Origin of the sequence: Streptococcus oralis (genome assembly GCF_023109155.1) — a bacterium.
GTDB lineage: Bacteria > Bacillota > Bacilli > Lactobacillales > Streptococcaceae > Streptococcus > Streptococcus oralis_BZ.
Map to the genome: position 1 here is coordinate 490,438 of NZ_JALDUA010000001.1, position 23,266 is coordinate 513,703.

A 23,266-nucleotide genomic window follows, 5' to 3' on the forward strand; every position below is an offset into this window, starting at 1 on the left:
AGAAATACTATGGATGATAGATTTATTACATTAAAGCACATTGATACTTCAGTAGCAGCTAAAAATGTTGCTAAATTACTTGAAGAAAATAAAACTTATTTCTTAAATGGGAACTGGGGTTCTGGAAAAACAGAATTTCTAGTTGAAGTTGGTAAGAATACTAATAAAAAATTAGTTACGATAGACTTTTGGAGATTAAGCGATAACCGCTCAACGATTGAGATTGTTTTTTCAAAATTACACCCGTTGGTATATAGCCTTTTAAGGATTTTCATAGTTTTATGTGTCGCAGTTTCTATCTTAATGACTAATGTAGTTGATTTGGGTTTAAGTTCTTTTTTTGAATCTTTTTGTGTTAAATTAATTATTGGGAGTATTGTTTTATTAGTAGCAATCTACCAATTTTTCAAAGTCAAATCTGATGGTTTTTACAGTCGTTTGCTAACATTTAAGTATTTGTCATTAGCTCGAAAAGTTCTAGTTATTGATGATTTTGATCGAATGTCTAACAAACAACAAGAAGAGAGTTATAAAATTTTTAGTTTACTCAGTGGTAAGCTTCCGATTGTCTTTGTGGGAGACATTGAGAAAGTACATCTTAAAGACAATAATTTTCTTTCTAAAATAATTGATAGAAGGATAGAGCTACCATTTGTTCTTCATCCATCAAATATTTGGCAAGATTATTTTGACTTGCTAGGAAAGAAATTTAGTACGAGATTGTCAGATGATTTTTGGAGAAGGTTCAGGTTTGAAAATAGAAACTTGCGAGATAGAAATCATTTTAATGACTATGTCAATCAAGAATTCTTTTCAAGGGGGAAACTAGGACATGTTCAGGAGGAACAGCAACTTTGGATTATCTATACCTACCTTTTTTATCCTGAATTATATAAACAATTATTAAAGGCTGAAGAAATAAAAGTCAAGGATGATGAAAAAATTAGTTTTACATGGCTGTTCAAGTTTGGACGAAGCATAGAAGAAATACTGTCCGACATTCAACAATCAGATCTTACCCAATATCCACCAAGCTATAAAATGAATAGCTCGGCCTATTTTCTTTATGAAGAATCTCTAAATCGTACAAAAGAAGAATTGGATTCATTACTTGAGACAGATAGTGAGGAATTATCAAGAGAACTAAGAGAGGGGAATCATAAGACTGATTTTTATCAATATCTTTCAAGTGAATATAAATCATTTTCTGAAAATCAGAAAGCTAAACTACTACGTATTACCATACAAGAATCTCTGAAATCTTATAATAGCCCTGCAATGGACTATATTGTTGCAGAAAAGTTAAATGAAGAAATTCCCCGATATGAGAGGAATAGTCCTTTAAGTGAAGAAATAATAGGTAGAATTGTGAATTTCTGGGAAACTATTCTGAGAAAAGAAGGTTTGGATCCGTCTGAGATACTTTATTTTATGGAAAAACATAGAGTGCTGACCTTCTATGATTTGGGACGTCACTATTCAAACTTAGAAATTAATAATAAAAATTTCGCTAAGCTAAGACGAAAAGATTTCTTCCTCTTGACCTATCTTAGTTCAATTGAAAAATTTAATGAATTTGAAAGTTGGGATAGAAGTATCTGGGATGCCATGGAGCAGTTTGGAGGCAGAGAGTTCTTAGTCTTTTGGGAATTTCAAGGAATTCTTTCAAATGGATTGGGTTATTACTGTTTTGATGTTGTTCCTAGAAACAAAAAATATTTTCTTATGATGGATGAAAATCAAGATAAAATGAAAAAGAATAAGTCTGTCATTGAAAAGATTCAGCCACAACTTGAGCAATTGGAAGCTAAAGGATTTACATTCGAGGAGAAAATAGATAGGGAATACTGGTAGGTAATCTATGAGTTTTAAAGGATAATTGATTAGTATGTTCTCCTTTTAGTAATATCCTTCATGTTTGTACCCTTTTTTGTGTTAAATTTCGCTCCCACTCGTTCTCCCTAGGTCGAGTGGTTTTTCTTGAAATATGATAAAATAGAAAAGATAATACATTAATTAAGGAAAGTAAAAATGGCAAGTAAAGAAAATGCAGAACGCAAGGTGCTGCATCGTAAAATTTGGGCGATTGCTGATGATGTGCGTGGAGCTGTAGATGGTTGGGATTTTGAGCAATATATCCTAGGTATCCTTTTCTATCGTTTTATTTCAGAGCATATGGCTGACTATTTTGACCGTGCTGAGCATGAGGCTGGCGATTTAGAATTCCGTTATGCTGAATTGAGTGACCAAGAGGCTGAGCAAGATTTTAAACCAGGGACAGTTGAGGATAAGGGATTCTTTATCCTTCCGAGTCAACTATTTGAAAATGTAGTCGAGAATGCCTCGCAAAATGAAAATTTAAACGAAGACTTGGCCAATATTTTCCAAGCTATTGAGAAGTCAGCGATTGGCTTCAAATCAGAAGATGATATCAAAGGTTTGTTTGATAACTTAGATACACGAAGTAACATCCTTGGAGGAAGTGTTCCAGAAAAAAATAAGCGCCTATCTGATATCCTCAATGGTATCAATAGCATTAACTTTGGTAATTTTGAGGAAAATGATATTGATGCCTTTGGGGATGCCTATGAGTTCTTGATTTCAAACTATGCGAGTAATGCTGGTAAAAGTGGTGGTGAATTCTTCACTCCTCAGACAGTTTCTAAATTACTTGCTCGTTTGGTAATGGTCGGTAAGGACAAGATTAACAAGGTTTACGATCCAACATGTGGGTTTCGTGTCATAATAATGACACAGGCAAATAGTCAAGTAAATATAAGAGCTTTAGAGCTTCTATCAAAGTTTAGAATCAAAAAAATGAATCGTTGGTGTACTGTTTAGAGCAGTCATTACAAGAATAAATGTTGTAAACAGTACATCAGCATAAAGGAAAGTTTTTTTGGAGACCTGATGATAATAGAAGGTATTATGTAATTGTGATTTAGGAGGAGAAGGCTAATGGATAAGAAACTTAAACAACAAACAAACTATGTGCAACACTTTTCAACAAGAATTCCATGGAAGGATAATGATTATACTGGGCGAATTGACAATAATCCTAGATATAATGTAGCAGCTCAAGTAATCCCTAACATTGCATCATCACGTGACTTAGAGTTTGAGGAAGCAAATAAAGGTAAAAATTACGAACAAGTAGGACCAGTAAAAATGCAAAACTGGATTACAGAGAACTCTGCGTTCATGAGTGATACCAAGCTTGCTCTTAAGATGAACCACCCATATAAAAAAGGAAATGTTAAGTTCAATCATTTCGAAGAAACGACTTTCGAGATGGAGCCCTATTCATTCTTATTGCGCCCCTTTTCATGGACTTTAAAGGATAATGCCAATGAGAAACAAAAGTATTACAATTTTTATTTTGACTTAGAAAAAACAGAACAAATGCTGAGCTGGTCAAGTTCGTGGGTATCGCATGGAGAATCCCAAAAAGGAATTTTCGACTACTTCTTTTCTGGAATTAGTCCGCACAATTCATTGATATTTCCATATTACAAACAAGTTCCGTTTATCGATGATAATAGGCGTGTAATTGCAGGAATAGGAAATATAGTATCAAATGTAGAAATTCATGAGTATGAGTCTGATGGAAGCAGTGACGAAAAAAACTATATTTGGGAGACAAATGTAGCTCATTCAATAAGAGTAGATGGTAAAGATGGCTTTTTATTGCCATATCTTGAAATTTCCGAGTATGCAAAAAAGCATCCTGATTTTGATGTAGCGAGTGTCACATTGTTTGAACCAGCAGGTTTTAGATCGGAATTTTCATATGCAGCTGAATGGGTCAGCTACGATGCAGCTATTGATGTGCTAAATCAAGCGAAAACAGTATTGAAAAATATAGCTAATCTCAAGCTAAAAGAAGCCAATCATGAATGGGTTAATGTTCAACTTGAATATATTGATAATCAATTAAAAAGCGTTTGGAATCAACGTGGTATATTCCCAGGATTAGGTTCGATTTTATCAGCTTTCGGTGTTAGATACGGTTTCGATGTTGCTAAACATGTCGATACTTCTGAAAATGACCTGATTTCTGAATTGAAGTTATTCTTTTCAGGTGATAAAGAAACTGGGAACGAAAAATTGGATAACAGCTTAGCTGACAAAGAGGATGAGTTTTCTGGTTTACTAAGAGATGAAAACAAAACTCGATTCTTTGAACTTTTGTCACGATTGAATCTTTCTGTTGAACAAGCTATTTATGCTTGGGGTAACCTGAAAAATTATGCAGCTGAAATTATTGAAAACCCATACCTGTTATACGAACTTACACGAAAAGAAAAGGACATTCATCAAGTTACTATTTCTCAAATCGACAATGCAATGTTTGTGAATCCGTTGGTGGAAAATAAGTATCCTCTTAAGAAACCAACCAAGATGAGAACTGAAAGTGATAAACGCCGATTTAGAGCTATGGTGATATTTATTTTAGTTCAAGCCGTAAATCAAGGCCATACTTTACTCAGCTATGATCAAATTGTTGAAGAAATTAACAAATTACCATTAGATAATAAAACGGATTTTCAAACAGAAAAGATTGAAGGTGTTCTAGAGTTCTTGCAGGAAGGTGAATTGCACGTTGATGTGGAAAATACTTACATCAAACTGAAAGAATATCAAGATTATAAACAATTGGTAGTCGATATAGTAAATAGCCGTTTAGAAACTAGTTTATCAAGTGAACAAAATTGGAGAAAAATTATTGATAACCAATTTGGAAAGCTCCAAGAAAATAATGAAGAAAATGATCAATTGGCTCGTGATGAAAAAGCAACAGCGTTAAAGATTCTTGAATCATCTAGAATATCTGTCTTATTGGGGAGAGCTGGGACGGGTAAAACATCAGCATTGGGGATTTTTGCTTCTTCAAAAGAAATTAAAGCTGGTGGAGTATTAGCATTGACCCCTACTGGAAAAGCAAGAGTTCAACTTGAGAATGCCTTTAAGAAGAATAGTGTTCAAGCAGAGTTTATGACGGTGGCACAATTTTTAATTCGTTCAAAGGGTTTTAGTTGGAACACAATGGCTTATAAAATGCCAAGCCAACCCAGTTCGAGTATTGCCAAAACAGTGATTATCGATGAAAGTTCGATGCTGACGGAAGATATGTTTGGGGGCATACTTAAGCTTGTTGATTCTTATGCTGAAAGAATCATCTTTATTGGAGATCCAAATCAATTACCCCCAATTGGAGCAGGACGCCCATTTGTCGATTTGATTCATTATTTAGAGAGTGCTTATCCTGAAAAGATTGCGACATTGAAAACGGAGATGAGACAAGGTTCAGGTGGTGATGATTTATCATTTGCCCAAATATTCTCTAATTCGGATTCAGTCGATAAAGATGTAATTTACCGTATTCAAAACAATCAAACAGATAATCGTCTTAAATATATTCAATACAACGATTTAGACGAGTTAGAAAAAGTGTTCTTTGAGGAATTGGTAGACATTACAAATATGACAAATGCAGATGATCTGGATGGTTTCAATAAAAGTTTGGGAGCTACTGTAGGCCAATATACAAACTATCCAACTAGTGAACATATAGAAAACTGGCAAATCCTATCTCCAACGAAATTTATTGGTGCAGGAAGCTATTATTTGAATAATCAACTTCACCAAAAATATCGTCAAGACATTGTTGATAAATGGAATGCTTATCCATGGTCAAAAAACAGTCCTCAATCTGTTCAAAATATTGTTTACGGAGATAAAGTCATATCTAATGTAAATGGTGAGAAGGATTACTGGGATGGTTCATCGGGGAAAGAATATATTGCAAATGGTGAAATTGGTATTATGGTCGATTACCCTAGTCACTATGGAAAAAAGGATACGAATACTAGTTGGTATAAATTCCGTTTTGGCTCATTTGAAGGAAAAGTATTTTCATATACTAAAGCTGATTTTGGTGGTGATAATAGCGATTCTAAGTTAGAACTTGCTTATGCTCTTACAGTTCACAAATCACAGGGTTCTAGCTTTGGAAAAACCATAGTAGTCATAAATGGTAAAAGTTCATTTGTTACAAAAGAACTTTTGTATACTGCGTTTTCTCGTCAAAGAGAAAAACTAATTGTATTAAGTGATTTGTCAATTCAAGAATTAGTTCAGTATGCGAATGACTGGTATTCGGATACCAAACAACGATATACAGACTTATTTGAAGTTCCAAAAATCATTGAGATAGAGATTAGTAAACAAAAAAGGTACTTTGAAGAAAAATTGATCCATAAAACGATTCGTGGAGAAATGGTTAGATCAAAGTCCGAAGTAATTGTGGCTAATATTCTCGATAAGATGAAAATTGAGTATTTCTATGAAGAACCATTAAATATCAATGGAAAAACCTATATTCCTGATTTTACTCTACGCTACCAAGGCAAAACTGCTTATTTAGAGCATCTTGGAATGCTAAGAGATAAATCATATAAAAAGCGTTGGGACGAGAAAAGAGCAAATTATGAAAGTGTGGGAATTTCAGAAACTCTTGGAAATTTGATAATTACCCAGGATGGATTAGACGGAAGTTTGGATGCAATGTTAATACAGAGTAAAATTAAAGAATGGATAGAAAATAGTTGATTTATTCCCTTCTACTAACGGTGATAAAATCGCAGTGGATATGTTTGGATTCGATTATTCCACCGACTACTCGTAGACAAGGAACTCGTGAACGTAAAAAACAAGAAGTTTTACACCAGATTCAATTACTAGTTGAAATTTACACTGGTATTTAACGAAGTAAACGTTAAATTCATCAAAAATCCATTCGCTCATGTTTAAGATTTAACTTTGTTTCCATATTTCCTGGAAACTGATAAAAAGTAAGGAGAAAGATGGAACAAACTAATCAAAAATCCCAGTGCCAACAACTCTGGGCTAGAAATAAATACCTCGTTCTGAGTCATTCCAGCAATATTTACAATGAGATCCGCCAATACTTGAAGAATGAAGAGGTGGAGGTAAGTCATGTTCAAGAACTGATCGATCGTGCCTATCAGATTCCAGAACACAGGGGTCAGGTTTGCAATGCCTTTCAGCATATTTGGGGCTATTTCAAAGAGAAAGCGACAGATGCTGAGCGCCAGGACTATATGCTCTTGTTGGATCGCTACCGCTTTGGTCAAGCTTCCAAACAAGACTTGATTGTTAAGACGAGAGAGTTGCTTGAACTTTACCCAAATGCTTATCTGCAAAATTCTACCTTGCTGAAAGGAGCTTCCCATGAGACTTTGGCATGAGGCTTTGATTTCACAACTTCCCCGTCCTCAACTTTTGGGACAACATCGAGAGTGTTGCGCCCTGCGTGGCAATGGCTGGGGCAGAAAGCATGCAACGGTGGATTATGTCTTTACCCACTCGCCCTATCGTCTCTATGCCTATCATCGCTTAATCATGGAGGAGATGGCTGGCCGTGGCTATAATGTCAGTCCAGAGTGGTTGGATAAAAACTACCGAGGTAAGACCTGCCCTCCTTATCAAGATTTAGCAGAGGAGAAGTTGACTAGTCCTATATATAGCGAACATGACGATGCCTACTATGAGGAGTGTTTAGCTAATCTCCGAGAGAAAGGTATTGAGTTGGAGTAATAGTGAGTATTGTCTTCAATTAAAAACTCTTCTTGTGATTTTTTCGAATAATAAAGATGAGACCTTTGGAATTTTTCTAAGGTCTTTTTTATGAATGTTAGGATTTACTTTTAATAACTTTTGAGTTATAATTTGATTAGAAAGAGGTTGCTTGGTGCATACGATTTACTTCTATAAGGACAAAAATGGAAATGAGCCAGTATTGGATTATATGAGAGAATTAGCTAGTCAGAAAAGTAAGGATAGTCGCATCAAACTCAATAAATTAAATGACTATATCCAGTTGCTTAGTCAACATGGGACGAGAGCTGGTGAACCCTATATCAAACATTTGGAAGATGAGATTTGGGAACTAAGACCTCTAAGAGATCGAATTTTATTTGTAGCGTGGCTTGATGGGAGTTTTGTCCTTTTACATCATTTTGTCAAAAAGACTCAGAAAATTCCTAGGAGAGAGATTGAAAAAGCCAAGCGTGAACTGAAAGACTTAAAAGAAAGAGGGTTAAGTGATGAAGAATAGTGCCATTGGAAGTAATTGGAAGGATGTCCGGACAGAACTCTTTACCAAGGAAGAAATTCTTGAAAGTGATATGCGAGTGGCTATTATGAGTGAGTTGATTGAGGCTAGACATGAGAAAGGTATCAGTCAGAAAAAGCTAGAGGAACTCAGTGGGGTAAGCCAGCCTGTCATAGCTAGGATGGAAACAGGAAAGACTAGTCCTCAGTTGGATACGGTCTTAAAAGTTTTAGCCAGTTTAGGAAAGACACTAGCAGTCGTCCCACTTGAACAGGAAAAAAGTTGATAGAGATGAAATTACTTGATTGGCTAAAATCATCCACAGAACAATTTTACCTCCCGTCCGCACTTTTTCAGGGGAATATCAGAATTACAAAAGAAAACCAACCTATAGTCTTTTCTAATAACAAGCCATAGTCACTTATGAGAATCATCAATAGCTCGTTTGAGCATTCTAACTAAAATACAGCAATAAAACAAGCAATACGAAGGATTTGAGACACTGGTCTCAAGTCTTTTTCTTTTGACCAAAAGAGTGATATAGTTTCAAACTATATCAAAGCCTAATTATTTACAATTATACAGACAGTTTCTTTTCTGTTAAGATAGTTTCAACAACAAATTTTGGAGGACACATCATGTCAACTACGATCATCGGTTTCCCTCGTTTGGGCGAATTCCGCGAATTAAAATTTACAACTGAAAAATACTTTAGAAAAGAAATCTCAGAAGAAGAACTCTTGGCTGCGGCTAAAGAATTGCGTGCGAAACACTGGAACATTGTCAAAGAAAAGGGCATCACTGAAATTCCATCAAACGACTTTTCTCACTATGACAACTTCTTAGATGCAGCTTTCCTTTTCAACGTAGTTCCTGCATCAGTTCAAAACTTGGACTTGTCAGACCTCGAGCGTTACTTTGCTTTGGGTCGTGGTTACCAAGGAGAAAAGGGGGACGTGCGTGCCCTTCCGATGAAGAAATGGTTCAACACCAACTACCACTACATCGTTCCTAAATTTGAAAAAGACACTCAAGTTAAATTGGCTGGTCATAAGATCTTTGACGAGTTCCAAGAAGCGAAAGAACTTGGTCTCAACACTCGTCCTGTCCTTGTAGGTCCATTCACTTTCCTTCAATTATCAGACTTTGAAGAAGGTGTGAAAGCAGAAGACTTCGTAGATAGCTTAGTAGCTGCTTACCAAGAAGTTTTTGCAAAATTGGCTGAACTCGGCGCAACTCGCATCCAGTTGGACGAAGCGGCTCTTGTCAAAGATTTGACAGCTGAAGAAAAAGCTCTCTTCTTGAACCTCTACAACAAACTCTTGGCTGACAAAAAAGGTCTTGAAGTCTTGCTTCAAACATACTTCGGTGACGTTCGTGACGTCTACTCTGATCTTGTGAACTTGCCAGTAGATGCCATCGGTTTGGACTTCGTTGAAGGTAAGAAAACTCTTGAATTGGTTAAAGGTGGTTTCCCAGCTGACAAGACTCTTTATGCAGGTATTGTCAATGGTAAAAACATCTGGCGCAACAACTACGAAAAGAGCTTGGCGATTCTTGAACAAATCCCAGCTGAAAACATCGTTTTGACTAGCTCATGCTCACTTCTTCATGTGCCATTTACAACTGCTAATGAAGAATTTGAACCAGCTATCTTGAACCACTTTGCCTTTGCAGTTGAAAAATTGGATGAAATCCGTGATTTGGATGCTATCCGCAATGGTCAAGGTGCAGAAGCTCTTGCAGCTAACAAAGAGCTCTTTGCGACTGAACGTGTGGGTGAAAATGCAGAACTTCGTGCGCGTATCGCTGGATTGACTGACGCAGACTACACTCGTTTGCCAGCCTTTGCAGAACGTGAAGCTATCCAAGAAGAAGCTTTCAAACTTCCAGCTCTTCCAACAACAACTATCGGTTCATTCCCTCAAACTAAGGAAGTCCGTGCCAAACGTTTGGCCTTCCGTAAGGGTGAATTGTCACAAGAAGAGTACGACGCTTTCCTTGCTGAAACTATCGACGAATGGATCAAATGGCAAGAAGAAGTTGGATTTGACGTGCTTGTACACGGTGAGTTCGAGCGTAACGACATGGTTGAGTACTTCGGTCAAAACTTGTCCGGTTACCTCTTCTCTAAGAATGGTTGGGTACAATCATACGGTATGCGTGGGGTGAAACCACCAATCATCTGGGGTGATGTCACTCGTCTCAACCCAATCACTGTTAAATGGTCTAGCTACGCACAAAGCCGTACTGACAAACCTGTTAAAGGTATGTTGACAGGACCTGTTACCATCCTTAACTGGTCATTCCCACGTGAAGACATCTCTATCAAGGACTCAACTCTTCAAATCGCCCTTGCTATCAAGGATGAAGTTCTTGACCTTGAAGCTGCTGGTGTGAAAATCATCCAAATCGACGAGGCTGCTCTTCGTGAGAAATTGCCACTCCGTCGTAGCGACTGGTATGAAGACTACCTTGACTGGGCTATTCCAGCCTTCCGCTTGGTACACTCTACAGTTGCACCAGATACTCAAATCCACACTCACATGTGTTACTCAGAATTTACAGATATCATCCCAGCTATCGACAACATGGATGCGGACGTTATTTCCTTTGAAGCAAGCCGTTCAAACCTTGAAATCTTGGACGAACTCAAAGCGAAAAACTTCCAAACAGAAGTGGGACCTGGGGTATACGATATCCACTCACCTCGTGTGCCAAATGAAGGCGAAATTGACCACACAATCGATGCTATTCTTGCCAAAGTTCCAAGCAAGAAAGTTTGGATTAACCCTGACTGTGGTTTGAAAACACGTGGTATTCCAGAAACAAAAGAAAGCTTGATCCGCCTTGTCGAAGCAGCAAAAGCTGCGCGTGAGAAATTGTAAGATAAGATTTCTCTCTTGACACTGACTGATCAAGGAACTGCTTGGCCCTAGCTGGCTCAGCAATCATGAAATCAAAAAGAAAAGGATAATGACTATGTCACGCCAAACACCGTCACTTTCATTTGAAGTGTTCCCTCCAAACCCAGCAGTGGGTAATGATAAAATTATTTCAGCCTTGCAGGATATGCGGGAGCTGACACCGCACTTTATCAGTGTGACTGCCAGCAATAATAAATTTAATATCAAGGAAACAACGGTTCGTTTGGCTGACTTTATCCAGAATGACTTGGCGATTCCAACTATTGCCCACTTGCCAGCTATCTATCTGACCAAGGACAAGGTTGCTGAAACCATTGCAGACTTGGATAAGGTTGGGGTACAGAAAATCTTGGCCTTGCGTGGGGATATTATCCCTGATGTGGAACCACAAAAGGATTTCCGCTACGCAACGGACTTGATCGAGTTCATCAAGGAACAAGCCCCTCACTTTGATATTGTTGGTGCTTGCTATCCAGAAGGGCACCCTGACTCGCCAAACCAGATCTCGGATATTCAAAATCTCAAGAAGAAAGTGGATGCAGGCTGTTCAAGCCTTGTAACGCAGCTTTTCTTTGACAATGAGCGTTTCTATGATTTCCAAGACAAGTGTACCCTGGCAGGGATTGATGTTCCCATTCATGCGGGTATCATGCCCATTCTGAACCGTAATCAAGCGCTTCGTCTCTTGCAAACGTGTGAGAATATCCACCTTCCACGTAAATTTAAGGCCATCTTAGACAAGTATGAGCATGACCCTGAGTCGCTCAGAGCAGCAGGACTTGCCTATGCCGTGGATCAGATTGTGGACTTGGTGACCCAGGATGTCGCAGGTGTGCATCTCTACACCATGAACAATGCTGAAACAGCCAAATACATCCACCAAGCAACCCATGCCTTGTTTAATCATCAGTCTTTAGGGTAATCGATTCTTTAACCACTGAGACGACAGCTTGTCATTCACTTGCTTTTAAATGAAAAATGACAGTTGTGAAAGCCAAAGAATTCGCTAAATAGAATAAACAATAAACCATTCCTCTTTTCATGGGGGAATGGTTCCTTTTTAATAGAAAAGCCCGCACTTTTTAAGAAAAATATGATAAAATAGACTCTGTACGTACTTGATACAAAGATGAGGGTATTTAGGTTGTAGAAATTTGTTTAAAGTGGATTATTTTTTAAACAAAATATGATAATAGGTGTCTCAAAAAACACGAACGGAGTGAGTATTTAAAAGATATTTCACGCTATAGTGGTATCCTAGAGAATAACTCTGTTATTTTCTAGGACGGAATTTTTTAGACTTCAGGCTAAAAAATAAGGGATGAAATTCCGAAGGAAGTTGCTCCCGTCCGCACTATTCCAGTGAAATATCAAAAAAACTACTTAATTGAATTTTGGTCTCATTTCTTAGGAAAAAAGATAAGCTTCCTAGCACTCATCGAGTGCGGCGTCACCTTCCTATTTTTCTACAGAAATGTTCGGCAAGCCGAACCGTCCAAAATATCTTGATCTTTGTAGGCAAGGCGTATAATTTCATCAATCCAAAGGGGATTAAAATGACAAAACAAGTGTTTCAAACGACTTTTGCGGGTCGTGAGTTAATCGTAGAGACTGGTCAAGTTGCTAAGCAAGCAAATGGTGCAGTTGTCGTGCGTTACGGTGAGTCAACTGTCTTGACTGCGGCCGTTATGTCTAAGAAAATGGCAACTGGGGATTTCTTCCCACTTCAAGTCAACTACGAAGAAAAAATGTATGCAGCTGGGAAGTTTCCTGGTGGCTTTATGAAACGTGAAGGACGTCCTTCAACTGATGCGACTTTGACAGCGCGTTTGATTGACCGTCCAATCCGTCCTATGTTTGCGGAAGGTTTCCGTAACGAAGTGCAAGTCATCAATACGGTTCTTTCTTATGATGAAAATGCCTCTGCTCCAATGGCGGCAATGTTTGGATCATCCTTGGCACTTTCTATCTCAGACATTCCGTTTGACGGACCAATTGCTGGGGTGCAAGTGGGCTATGTAGATGGTCAAATCATCATCAACCCTACGCAAGAACAAGCAGAGCAATCTCTCCTTGAATTGACAGTAGCTGGGACTAAACACGCTATCAACATGGTTGAGTCTGGTGCCAAAGAATTGTCAGAAGAAATCATGTTGGAAGCCCTTCTCAAAGGGCACGAAGCAGTCAAAGAATTGATTGCCTTCCAAGAAGAAATCGTTGCGGCAGTCGGTAAAGAAAAAGCAGAAGTGGAATTGCTTCATGTAGACGCTGACTTGCAGGCTGAAATCATCGCAGCCTACAACAGTGACCTCCAAAAAGCTGTCCAAGTAGAAGAAAAATTGGCTCGAGAAGCTGCGACTCAAGCAGTTAAAGACCAAGTGACTGCGGTGTATGAAGAAAAATATGCAGACCACGAAGAATTTGACCGTATTATGCGTGATGTGGCTGAAATCTTGGAACAAATGGAACACGCTGAAGTGCGCCGTTTGATTACAGAAGACAAGGTGCGTCCTGACGGGCGTAAGGTCGATGAAATCCGTCCTTTGGATGCGGTTGTTGACTTCCTTCCTCGTGTGCACGGTTCAGGTCTCTTCACTCGCGGACAAACTCAGGCTCTTTCAGTTTTGACTTTGGCTCCAATGGGTGAAACTCAAATCATCGATGGTTTGGATCCAGAGTACAAGAAACGCTTTATGCACCACTATAACTTCCCTCAATACTCTGTAGGGGAAACTGGTCGTTACGGTGCGCCTGGTCGTCGTGAAATTGGTCATGGGGCTCTCGGTGAACGTGCTCTTGCTCAAGTCTTGCCAAGTTTGGAAGAATTTCCATACGCGATCCGCTTGGTAGCAGAAGTCTTAGAATCAAACGGTTCTTCTTCTCAAGCTTCTATCTGTGCGGGAACGCTTGCCCTTATGGCTGGTGGTGTGCCAATCAAGGCGCCAGTAGCTGGTATTGCCATGGGTCTCATCTCAGATGGAAATAACTATACAGTATTGACAGATATCCAAGGTTTGGAAGACCACTTTGGAGACATGGACTTTAAGGTTGCCGGAACTCGTGAGGGGATTACAGCCCTTCAAATGGATATCAAGATCCAAGGAATTACTGCAGAAATCTTGACTGAAGCTTTGGCTCAAGCCAAGAAAGCGCGTTTTGAAATCCTTGATGTGATTGAAGCAACTATTCCAGAAGTTCGTCCAGAATTGGCTCCAACTGCTCCGAAAATTGATACTATCAAGATTGATGTGGACAAAATCAAGATTGTCATCGGTAAAGGTGGAGAAACCATCGACAAGATTATCGCTGAAACAGGCGTTAAGATTGATATTGACGAAGAAGGTAATGTATCCATCTACTCTAGCGACCAAGATGCCATTAACCGAACCAAAGAAATCATCGCTGGCTTGGTTCGTGAAGCCAAAGTGGATGAAGTTTACCATGCTAAGGTTGTTCGTATCGAGAAATTTGGTGCCTTTGTCAACCTCTTTGATAAGACAGATGCACTTGTGCACATTTCTGAAATGGCTTGGACTCGTACCAACCGTGTCGAGGACTTGGTAGCTATCGGTGATGAAGTCGACGTTAAGGTTATCAAGATTGATGAAAAAGGCCGTATCGATGCCTCTATGAAGGCTCTTCTTCCTCGTCCTCCAAAACCTGATCATGATGAAAAAGGCGAAAAGTCTGAGCGACCTCACCGTCCACGTCATCACAAGGACCACAAACCTAAGAAAGAATTTACAGAAACACCAAAAGATTCAGAATAAGAAAAGGAGAAATGTATGGGATGGTGGCGCGAAACCATTGATATTGTAAAAGAAAATGATCCAGCGGCACGCAACAGTTTGGAAGTTTTGCTGACTTATCCAGGTGTCAAGGCCTTAGCGGCTCACCGTCTCTCGCATTTTCTCTGGAAGCACGGCTTCAAACTCATGGCTCGGATGCACAGTCAGTTTTGGCGCTTTTGGACTCAGATTGAGATTCATCCAGGAGCTCAGATTGATTCAGGTGTTTTTATCGACCATGGCTCAGGTCTGGTGATTGGAGAGACGGCGATTGTTGAAAAAGGCGTTCTTCTCTATCACGGAGTGACTCTTGGTGGAACAGGGAAGGATGTTGGCAAACGCCATCCGACTGTACGTAAAGGTGCTCTCATATCAGCCCATGCCCAAGTCATCGGACCAGTGGAAATCGGTGAAAATGCCAAGGTTGGTGCAGCAGCAGTTGTCGTGGCAGATGTACCTAGTGATGTGACGGTTGTCGGTATTCCAGCTAAGATCGTCCGAGTTCATGGACAGAAGGATGAACCAACGATCCACGAAGTCGAAGAAAAACGAGAGTACTACGTCAATAAACTAGAGCAGGCTAGAGAAGCCAGTCACAGATCGTCAGGGTTGTAGGATAGGGTAGCAAAGTTATCGAGGTGAAGTATGACAGGAGGTAAGAACTATGTCAGATTTATCAGACGCAATTTTGAACCAGGCAGTTCTTGAGTTGCAAGAACGCTTGGATGGTCTTGCTAAGGAGCGCTTTATTAAACTGCCACCTAGCCACCAGCGTGAATGGGCTCATTATATCAGTGAAGCCAAAAAAGATGAGACCAAACTGCGCCGTCTAAATAAAATGAAGGCGGATTTGCTGGAGCCTTAAAGAAAGAGAAGTTATGCTATTAGAGGAATTTGAAGATGTAGCAGCAGTTATTGAGCCAACTGAAAAGCCAGTCCATGACAAGGGAGAGGTATGCGAAACCATCATTCTGTCCTTTAATGGCGAAATTCTGAAACGTTTGATTGAGTCAGAAGATGTCTATCCGGGAGGCTATTTGAAAAGCATAAACGGCCATCATCCATGGTATATTTATGGCCAAGGACCTAGCAAGCTAGCAGTTATGTTGGCTCCAATTGGGGCTCCCATGATAGTCGGCCAGCTGGAGGAGTTGGCGGCCAGAGGCTTCAAAAATTTTATCATTTTAGGTTCCTGTGGCGTTTTGGACCGCTCAATTGAGGCGGATAAAATTATCCTACCTGCGGCAGCATTGCGAGATGAAGGAACTAGCTATCACTATGCCCCACCGGGTGATGAAGTCGCCTATGACGAGTCTCTGCTGATCGAGCTGGAAGCCATCTTTGACAAGCACAATATCGAACATATCCGCACCAAGTCTTGGACGACTGATGCCTTTTATCGAGAAACGCCTGATAAGGTCAAACGTCGCTTGGCTGCTGGAGCTCAAGTGGTGGACATGGAAGCTTCAGCTATCATGGCTTGGAGTCAATTTCGTAAAAGTAAAGTCTATCAGTTCTTCTACACAGCTGACTATGAGGATCATCATAACCGAGCCTGGGATGCCCGCCATGAAGAGCGGACAGCTGATGCCATGACTTTTTTCACTATCGCTTTGATAATAGCCAAGGAACTAGAAAGGTAACTACAAGAATGGCAGTATATTTTTACGGCTGTATCACCATGGATGGCTACTTGGCAGACAGTCAGCACAGGATAGACTGGCTGCATCAGCTTGGTTCTGTAGAGGATACAGGCTATGATGACTTTTACAGGCAAATGGATATCACCATCATGGGCAAGCGGACCTTTGAGGAAATCCAAGATTTACAAGATGTAGAAAGTTTTTATCAAGCTACGGAAAACTATGTCTTTACGCATGATAGGCACCTGCCTGTCAGCAATTACCAGCCAGTAGCTGGGGATGTGGTGGACTTTGTTCAGCAGATTGACAAAGGCAAAAATGTCTTTGTGATTGGTGGTAATTCCTTGGTAGGACCGCTCTTGGATGCGGATCTTTTCGACCACCTCATTATTCAGATAGCGCCCCTTATCCTAGGAAAGGGGGTTCCCCTCTTTACCCAAGAGGAAGGGCAGCGCTTTTACCAACTGGATAGCCTCAGACAATTTGGTCCTTTTGCAGAGCTGGTTTTCAGCCGAAAAAGTCAGAAATAGAGAAGGGAGTGGACCGCATGATTAAAATTTATGACACCATGTCTCGTGATTTGCGAGAATTTGTCCCAATCGAAGAAGGAAAGGTTCGCATGTATGTCTGTGGGCCTACGGTCTACAACTATATCCACGTGGGGAATGCCCGTTCGACGGTGGCTTTTGATACCATTCGTCGTTATTTTGAATACCGTGGCTACGAAGTTGCCTATATTTCCAATTTTACGGATGTGGATGATAAGATTATCAACCGTGCCAAGGAAGAAGGCATCACGCCGCAAGAGGTTGCGGACAAGTACATTGCTGCCTTTCGTGAGGATGTGACGTCCTTGGGCGTGAAACCTGCGACTCGCCATCCGCGTGTAGTGGAGTTTATGGCGAACATTATCCGCTTTGTGGAAGATTTGATTGAAAAAGGTTATGCTTACGAGAGTCAAGGAGATGTTTACTTCCGCGTGGAAAAATCTCACAACTATGCTAAGTTGGCCAATAAAACCTTGGAAGATTTGGAGCTGGGTGCTTCAGGTCGTACCGATGAAGAAACGGCTCGCAAGGAAAATCCTGTAGACTTTGCTCTTTGGAAAGCTGCAAAACCAGGCGAGATTTCTTGGAACAGTCCTTGGGGACCTGGTCGTCCGGGTTGGCATATCGAGTGTTCGGTCATGTCGACAGAGATTTTGGGAGATACCATTGATATCCACGGTGGTGGAGCTGATTTGGAGTTTCCTCACCATACCAACGAAATTGCCCAGTCAGAAGCAAAAACAGGCAAGACTTTTGCTAACTACTGGATGCACAATGGCTTTGTCAATATCGACAATGTTAAGATGTCTAAGTCCTTGGGCAACTTTATAACCGTACATGATGCCCTCAAAACCCTCGATGGGCAAGTGTTGCGTTTCTTCTTTGCGACTCAGCATTACCGTAAGCCTATCAACTTTACGGAAAAAGCAGTGCGAGACGCAGAGACCAATCTCAAGTATCTGAAGAACACCTACGAGCAACCATTTTCTGGGACTGTAGATGCTCAAGAGTTACAGGCTTTTAAAGATAAGTTTGTTGCCGCTATGGATGAGGATTTCAACTCCGCAAATGGTATCACAGTTGTCTTTGAAATGGCCAAGTGGATTAACTCTGGCAACTATGATGCAAGTGTTAAGCAAGCTCTTGCGGATATGTTGGAGGTCTTTGGGATTGTCTTTGTTGAGGAAGTTTTGGATGCAGACATTGAAGCCTTGATCCAAAAACGCCAAGAAGCGCGTGCTAATCGTGACTTTGCGACAGCAGACCAAATCCGTGATCAATTGGCTGCTCAAGGGATTAAGCTCCTTGACACCAAGGATGGAGTGAGGTGGACTCGTGATTGATGTCAATCTCATTAACGGGATTGCGCTAGCTTTTGAGGGAGATGCAGTTTATTCCATGTATATCCGTCGCCATCTCATCCTTAAAGGCATGACCAAGCCCAATAAACTCCACCAAGAGGCGACCAAGTATGTATCTGCCAAGGCTCAGGCTCACTTGATTGCCCTCATGTTGGAGGAGCAAGTCCTGACGGAAAAAGAAGAAGAAATCTATAAACGCGGCCGCAATGCCAACAGCCACACCAAGGCTAAGAATACAGATATTGTTACTTACCGTATGTCTACAGGCTTTGAAGCGGTCATGGGCTATCTCCATCTGACTGAAAATCTGGAGCGTCTAGAGACCATAATTTCTTGGTGCATCCAAAAAGTGGAGGGCTAGAATATGATTGCAAAGGAATTACAAGACTGGTTCCCTGAAGCTCAGATTTCAGATCAGCCAGTAGAGAAACCAGGCTATCTTACTCTCCCTTTAGCTTCTCAGCAGTGGATTCTACTGGAGGAAGCTGGGCTCAGCGAACGTGAAAAGCAGTTGGTTGCCCTTTTGACCCAGCAGGAGCAGGCTCGTTCGCTCAATCCTTGGTATCCCTATCTGATTGAGGGGAAGGGGCAGGCGCCGCAAACTTTCAAAAAGATTCAGCTGGTTTATTGCCATCTTTCCTACTTCCAACAGGAAAATCTAGCCTCTTGGCTGGATATGATGCGGACTCTTTTTCCTAACTGTCAGACAGTATTGCAGGTCGGTGCTCAGGATTATGTATTTGTTCTTCAACAAGATAAGTATACCTCTGTTCGCTCGATTTTATCTGATACGATTGAAGCGGTTGAGTATGACTTTGGCCTTCGTCTGTCGATCATGTTGGGGCAGGTGTGGTCTCAGACAGGCCATCAAACCCTATCAGACTTAATCAAAGCGGAGCGAGATTTGTTTAAGACTTGGTGGCGTCAGGGTCACCAAGGTGTACACACCTTTTCACAACTCTATCTTTGGAGTATGGGAGAAAGGATTGTGGACCTGAAGGTAACCAAGGAATGCCTGCACCAGATGATCTTGGATCAGGACCAGATTCAGGAAATCATTCTTTCTCTTTGGGAAAACAGTGCTGTCCTAACTAAAACAGCCCAGCAACTCTATCTGCACCGCAACTCTCTCCAATACAAGATTGATAGATGGGAAGAATTGACAGGGCTTCAGTTGAAGGAGTTAACGGATCTTACCTTGTGTTATCAGTTGATTTTACCAGATATTCTTTAAAGTTTTGTGCAAGTTGCACAGAACTTTTTTATTTTTTTGGTCATCTTGCCATAGAAAAGTAAAGCGTTTTCATCTATAATAAAACTATCAAAAGACAAAAGGAGTTTACCTCGATGGTAGAATTAAATCTTAAAAATATTTACAAAAAATATCCAAACAGCGAACACTACTCAGTTGAAGACTTCAACTTGGACATCAAAGACAAAGAATTTATCGTTTTCGTAGGGCCTTCAGGATGTGGTAAATCAACAACTCTTCGTATGATTGCTGGTCTTGAAGACATTACAGAAGGTACTGCATCTATCGATGGCGTGGTTGTCAACGACGTGGCTCCAAAAGACCGTGACATTGCCATGGTATTCCAAAACTACGCTCTTTACCCACACATGACTGTATATGACAACATGGCTTTCGGTTTGAAATTGCGTAAGTACAGCAAAGAAGACATCGACAAACGTGTACAAGAAGCAGCAGCAATCCTTGGTTTGAAAGAATTCTTGGATCGTAAACCAGCTGACCTTTCAGGTGGTCAACGTCAACGTGTTGCCATGGGTCGTGCCATCGTCCGTGATGCAAAAGTGTTCTTGATGGATGAACCTTTGTCAAACTTGGATGCCAAACTTCGTGTATCGATGCGTGCTGAAATTGCGAAGATTCACCGTCGTATCGGTGCTACAACTATCTACGTAACCCACGACCAAACAGAAGCGATGACACTTGCAGACCGTATCGTTATCATGTCAGCAACTAAGAACCCAGCTGGTACAGGTACTATCGGACGTGTTGAACAAATCGGTACTCCTCAAGAAGTTTACAAAAACCCAGTTAACAAATTTGTAGCAGGATTCATCGGAAGCCCAGCTATGAACTTCATCAATGTAAAATTGGATGGTAGCGAAATTGTTTCTGACGGTTTCCGCTTGAAAGTGCCAGAAGGTGCTTTGAAAGTTCTTCGTGACAAAGGCTACGAAGGAAAAGAATTGATCTTCGGTATCCGTCCAGAAGATGTGAACGCAGAACCTGCTTTCCTTGAAACATTCCCAGAGTCAGTTGTCAAAGCTACTATCTCCGTATCAGAATTGCTTGGTTCAGAATCTCACCTTTACTGCCAAGTTGGTAAAGACGAATTTGTTGCAAAAGTGGATGCTCGTGACTACTTGCAAACAGGTGCAACAGTTGAACTTGGATTTGACTTGAACAAAGCACACTTCTTCGACGTAGAAACTGAAAAAACTGTCTACTAAGCAAATGAAATGTCAAAACACTACTAGAGAAATCTGGTAGTGTTTTTTTAATGATTGGTATTGGCATAAAAACAGGCTTTTCTAGTTTTCATATCCTTAAAAAAGTGATAAAATGGTAGGAAGAATTGGAGAGTATAGATGCCGAAAGAAGTGAATTTGACGGGCGATCAGGTAGTCGCTTTAACGAAAGAATATTTAACAAAGGAAGACGTTACTTTTGTACAAAAAGCATTGATTTACGCAGTTGATTGTCATAGTGGGCAGTTTCGGAAATCAGGTGAGCCCTATATTATCCATCCCATTCAGGTTGCAGGCATTCTAGCTAAGCTCAAGCTGGATGCCGTAACCGTTGCCTGTGGTTTTTTGCATGACGTAGTTGAAGACACAGATGCGACACTGGATGATCTGGAAAGAGAGTTCGGTCATGATGTTCGGATTATCGTTGATGGGGTGACCAAGCTTGGTAAGGTTGAGTACAAATCACTCGAGGAACAATTGGCTGAAAATCACCGCAAGATGCTTATGGCCATGTCTGAGGATATCCGCGTTATCTTGGTTAAATTATCGGACCGTTTGCACAATATGCGGACTCTTAAACACCTGCGAAAGGACAAGCAAGAACGGATTTCCAGAGAAACCATGGAAATTTACGCACCACTTGCTCATCGTCTAGGGATTTCCAGTGTCAAGTGGGAGTTGGAAGATCTATCTTTCCGTTACCTCAATCCAACTGAGTTTTACAAGATTACCCACATGATGAAGGAAAAACGCAGAGAACGTGAGGCTTTGGTCGACGAAGTCGTAACCAAGTTGGAAGAGTACGCTACCGAACGAAATCTCAAAGGGAAAATCTATGGTCGTCCTAAGCATATCTATTCGATCTACCGCAAGATGCAGGATAAGAAGAAACGCTTTGAGGAAATTTATGACCTGATTGCCATTCGCTGTATCTTAGATACCCAGAGTGATGTCTATGCTATGCTGGGTTATGTGCATGAACTTTGGAAACCTATGCCAGGCCGCTTCAAAGACTATATCGCCAATCGTAAGGCCAATGGTTACCAGTCTATCCATACAACTGTTTATGGGCCAAAAGGGCCGATTGAATTCCAGATTCGTACTAAAGAAATGCACGAAGTGGCTGAGTACGGGGTAGCGGCTCACTGGGCTTATAAGAAAGGCATTAAAGGGCAGGTCAACAGCAAGGAATCTGCTATTGGGATGAACTGGATCAAGGAGATGATGGAGCTCCAAGACCAGGCTGATGATGCCAAGGAATTTGTGGACTCTGTTAAGGAAAACTATCTGGCGGAGGAGATTTACGTCTTTACTCCTGATGGTGCAGTTCGCTCCCTTCCAAAAGATTCAGGACCGATTGACTTTGCCTATGAAATCCATACCAAAGTCGGTGAAAAAGCGACTGGCGCCAAGGTCAATGGCCGTATGGTTCCGCTGACAACCAAGCTCAAGACAGGGGATCAGGTTGAAATTATCACCAATCCCAACTCCTTTGGTCCGAGTCGTGACTGGCTCAACATGGTCAAGACCAGTAAGGCGCGCAACAAGATTCGTCAGTTCTTTAAAAATCAAGACAAGGAATTATCCGTTAACAAGGGCCGTGAAATGTTGATGGCCCAGTTCCAAGAAAACGGCTATGTAGCCAATAAATTCATGGACAAGCGCCATATGGATGAGGTTCTTCAAAAGACCAGCTACAAGACAGAGGAGGCTCTCTACGCAGCCATTGGTTTTGGAGAAATTGGCGCTATTACCGTCTTTAACCGTTTGACCGAAAAGGAACGTCGTGAGGAAGAACGCGCTAAGGCCAAGGCGGAAGCAGAAGAGCTTGTCAAAGGTGGCGAAGTTAAGGTCGAAAACAAAGAAACCCTCAAGGTTAAGCATGAGGGTGGTGTGGTCATTGAAGGTGCCTCAGGTCTCCTCGTTCGTATTGCCAAGTGTTGCAATCCAGTGCCGGGTGACGACATTGTCGGCTACATTACTAAGGGACGCGGTGTAGCTATTCACCGTGTGGACTGTATGAATCTCCGTGCCCAAGAAAACTACGAGCAACGTCTTCTTGATGTGGAGTGGGAAGATCAATTCTCAAGCAAGGAATACACTGCCCACATCGATATCTATGGTCTCAACCGTACAGGGCTCTTAAATGATGTTCTGCAAGTTCTCTCCAACACAACTAAGAATATCTCAACTGTTAATGCTCAACCAACTAAGGATATGAAATTTGCTAATATCCATGTCTCATTTGGTATTTCCAACCTCTCTACACTGACCACAGTCGTGGACAAGATTAAGAGTGTGCCAGAGGTTTACTCCGTCAAACGGACCAACGGCTAATTGTCCTAGCTCTTACTAGAAAGGCTATT

18 protein-coding genes and 1 pseudogene are annotated in these 23,266 nt (G+C 40.9%); all 19 read left to right on the top strand.

The genetic code is table 11. From position 1 onward, the window contains the following. The first annotated feature begins 9 nt into the window (after window positions 1-9). The 19 genes and pseudogenes from M1F63_RS02440 (at window position 10) to M1F63_RS02530 (ending at window position 23,237) form a co-directional block, all read left to right on the top strand. A complete protein-coding gene (locus M1F63_RS02440; RefSeq protein ID WP_247940633.1) occupies window positions 10-1,854 on the top strand; it encodes a P-loop NTPase fold protein in 1,845 nt (614 codons plus the stop codon). 177 nt (window positions 1,855-2,031) lie between these two features. Then, window positions 2,032-2,790: pseudogene (locus M1F63_RS02445) on the top strand (type I restriction-modification system subunit M); the annotation flags it as partial. A 168-nt stretch (window positions 2,791-2,958) separates the two neighbouring features. Further along, window positions 2,959-6,612: an ATP-dependent DNA helicase gene (locus M1F63_RS02450; RefSeq protein ID WP_049488358.1), complete on the top strand. Its 3,654-nt coding sequence runs from the start codon at window positions 2,959-2,961 to the stop codon at window positions 6,610-6,612. 254 nt (window positions 6,613-6,866) lie between these two features. Continuing rightward, the gene (locus tag M1F63_RS02455) at window positions 6,867-7,271 is read left to right on the top strand and encodes a YbgA family protein (protein ID WP_049488357.1); all 405 of its coding nucleotides are present in this window, start codon (window positions 6,867-6,869) and stop codon (window positions 7,269-7,271) included. Then, window positions 7,255-7,620, top strand: a complete 366-nt coding sequence (locus M1F63_RS02460) for a TIGR02328 family protein (protein ID WP_247940634.1) — start codon at window positions 7,255-7,257, stop codon at window positions 7,618-7,620. The genes M1F63_RS02455 and M1F63_RS02460 overlap by 17 nt, the downstream gene beginning before the upstream one ends. 154 nt (window positions 7,621-7,774) lie before the next feature. Further along, the gene (locus M1F63_RS02465) at window positions 7,775-8,140 is read left to right on the top strand and encodes a type II toxin-antitoxin system RelE/ParE family toxin (RefSeq protein WP_247940635.1); all 366 of its coding nucleotides are present in this window, start codon (window positions 7,775-7,777) and stop codon (window positions 8,138-8,140) included. Further along, window positions 8,130-8,423, top strand: a complete 294-nt coding sequence (locus tag M1F63_RS02470) for a helix-turn-helix domain-containing protein (RefSeq protein ID WP_247940771.1) — start codon at window positions 8,130-8,132, stop codon at window positions 8,421-8,423. Before M1F63_RS02465 ends, M1F63_RS02470 begins: the two co-directional genes overlap by 11 nt. Before the next feature lie 352 nt (window positions 8,424-8,775). Further along, window positions 8,776-11,025, top strand: coding sequence for a 5-methyltetrahydropteroyltriglutamate--homocysteine S-methyltransferase (metE, locus tag M1F63_RS02475; protein ID WP_247940636.1), 2,250 nt, complete (start codon window positions 8,776-8,778; stop codon window positions 11,023-11,025). 94 nt (window positions 11,026-11,119) lie between these two features. Beyond that, window positions 11,120-11,986, top strand: a complete 867-nt coding sequence (gene metF / locus M1F63_RS02480; protein WP_247940637.1) for a methylenetetrahydrofolate reductase [NAD(P)H] — start codon at window positions 11,120-11,122, stop codon at window positions 11,984-11,986. Window positions 11,987-12,620: 634 nt separating this feature from the next. After that, entirely contained in the window at window positions 12,621-14,834 is a 2,214-nt protein-coding gene (gene pnp, locus M1F63_RS02485) for a polyribonucleotide nucleotidyltransferase (protein ID WP_247940638.1), read from the top strand. A gap of 15 nt (window positions 14,835-14,849) precedes the next feature. Further along, window positions 14,850-15,467, top strand: a complete 618-nt coding sequence (cysE, locus tag M1F63_RS02490; RefSeq protein WP_247940639.1) for a serine O-acetyltransferase — start codon at window positions 14,850-14,852, stop codon at window positions 15,465-15,467. Between the two features lie 49 nt (window positions 15,468-15,516). Then, window positions 15,517-15,717 (top strand): YdeI/OmpD-associated family protein, encoded by a 201-nt coding sequence (locus tag M1F63_RS02495; protein ID WP_002882686.1) that lies wholly within the window; start codon window positions 15,517-15,519, stop codon window positions 15,715-15,717. Between the two features lie 13 nt (window positions 15,718-15,730). Continuing rightward, complete coding sequence (locus M1F63_RS02500; protein WP_247940640.1) at window positions 15,731-16,495, top strand: nucleoside phosphorylase; 765 nt, start codon at window positions 15,731-15,733, stop codon at window positions 16,493-16,495. Between the two features lie 8 nt (window positions 16,496-16,503). After that, window positions 16,504-17,025, top strand: a complete 522-nt coding sequence (locus M1F63_RS02505; protein ID WP_000301980.1) for a dihydrofolate reductase family protein — start codon at window positions 16,504-16,506, stop codon at window positions 17,023-17,025. A gap of 17 nt (window positions 17,026-17,042) precedes the next feature. After that, window positions 17,043-18,386 carry a cysteine--tRNA ligase gene (gene cysS / locus M1F63_RS02510; protein ID WP_247940641.1) on the top strand — a complete coding sequence of 448 codons (1,344 nt, stop codon included), beginning with the start codon at window positions 17,043-17,045 and terminating at the stop codon, window positions 18,384-18,386. Beyond that, on the top strand, window positions 18,379-18,765 hold the full coding sequence (locus M1F63_RS02515; protein ID WP_247940642.1) for a Mini-ribonuclease 3: 387 nt from the start codon (window positions 18,379-18,381) through the stop codon (window positions 18,763-18,765). The genes cysS and M1F63_RS02515 overlap by 8 nt, the downstream gene beginning before the upstream one ends. A gap of 3 nt (window positions 18,766-18,768) precedes the next feature. Beyond that, on the top strand, window positions 18,769-19,638 hold the full coding sequence (locus tag M1F63_RS02520) for a helix-turn-helix domain-containing protein (protein WP_247940643.1): 870 nt from the start codon (window positions 18,769-18,771) through the stop codon (window positions 19,636-19,638). A 113-nt stretch (window positions 19,639-19,751) separates the two neighbouring features. Continuing rightward, window positions 19,752-20,882, top strand: coding sequence for an ABC transporter ATP-binding protein (locus tag M1F63_RS02525; RefSeq protein ID WP_247940644.1), 1,131 nt, complete (start codon window positions 19,752-19,754; stop codon window positions 20,880-20,882). A 138-nt stretch (window positions 20,883-21,020) separates the two neighbouring features. Next, window positions 21,021-23,237 (top strand): RelA/SpoT family protein, encoded by a 2,217-nt coding sequence (locus M1F63_RS02530; protein WP_247940645.1) that lies wholly within the window; start codon window positions 21,021-21,023, stop codon window positions 23,235-23,237. Window positions 23,238-23,266: the final 29 nt, after the last annotated feature.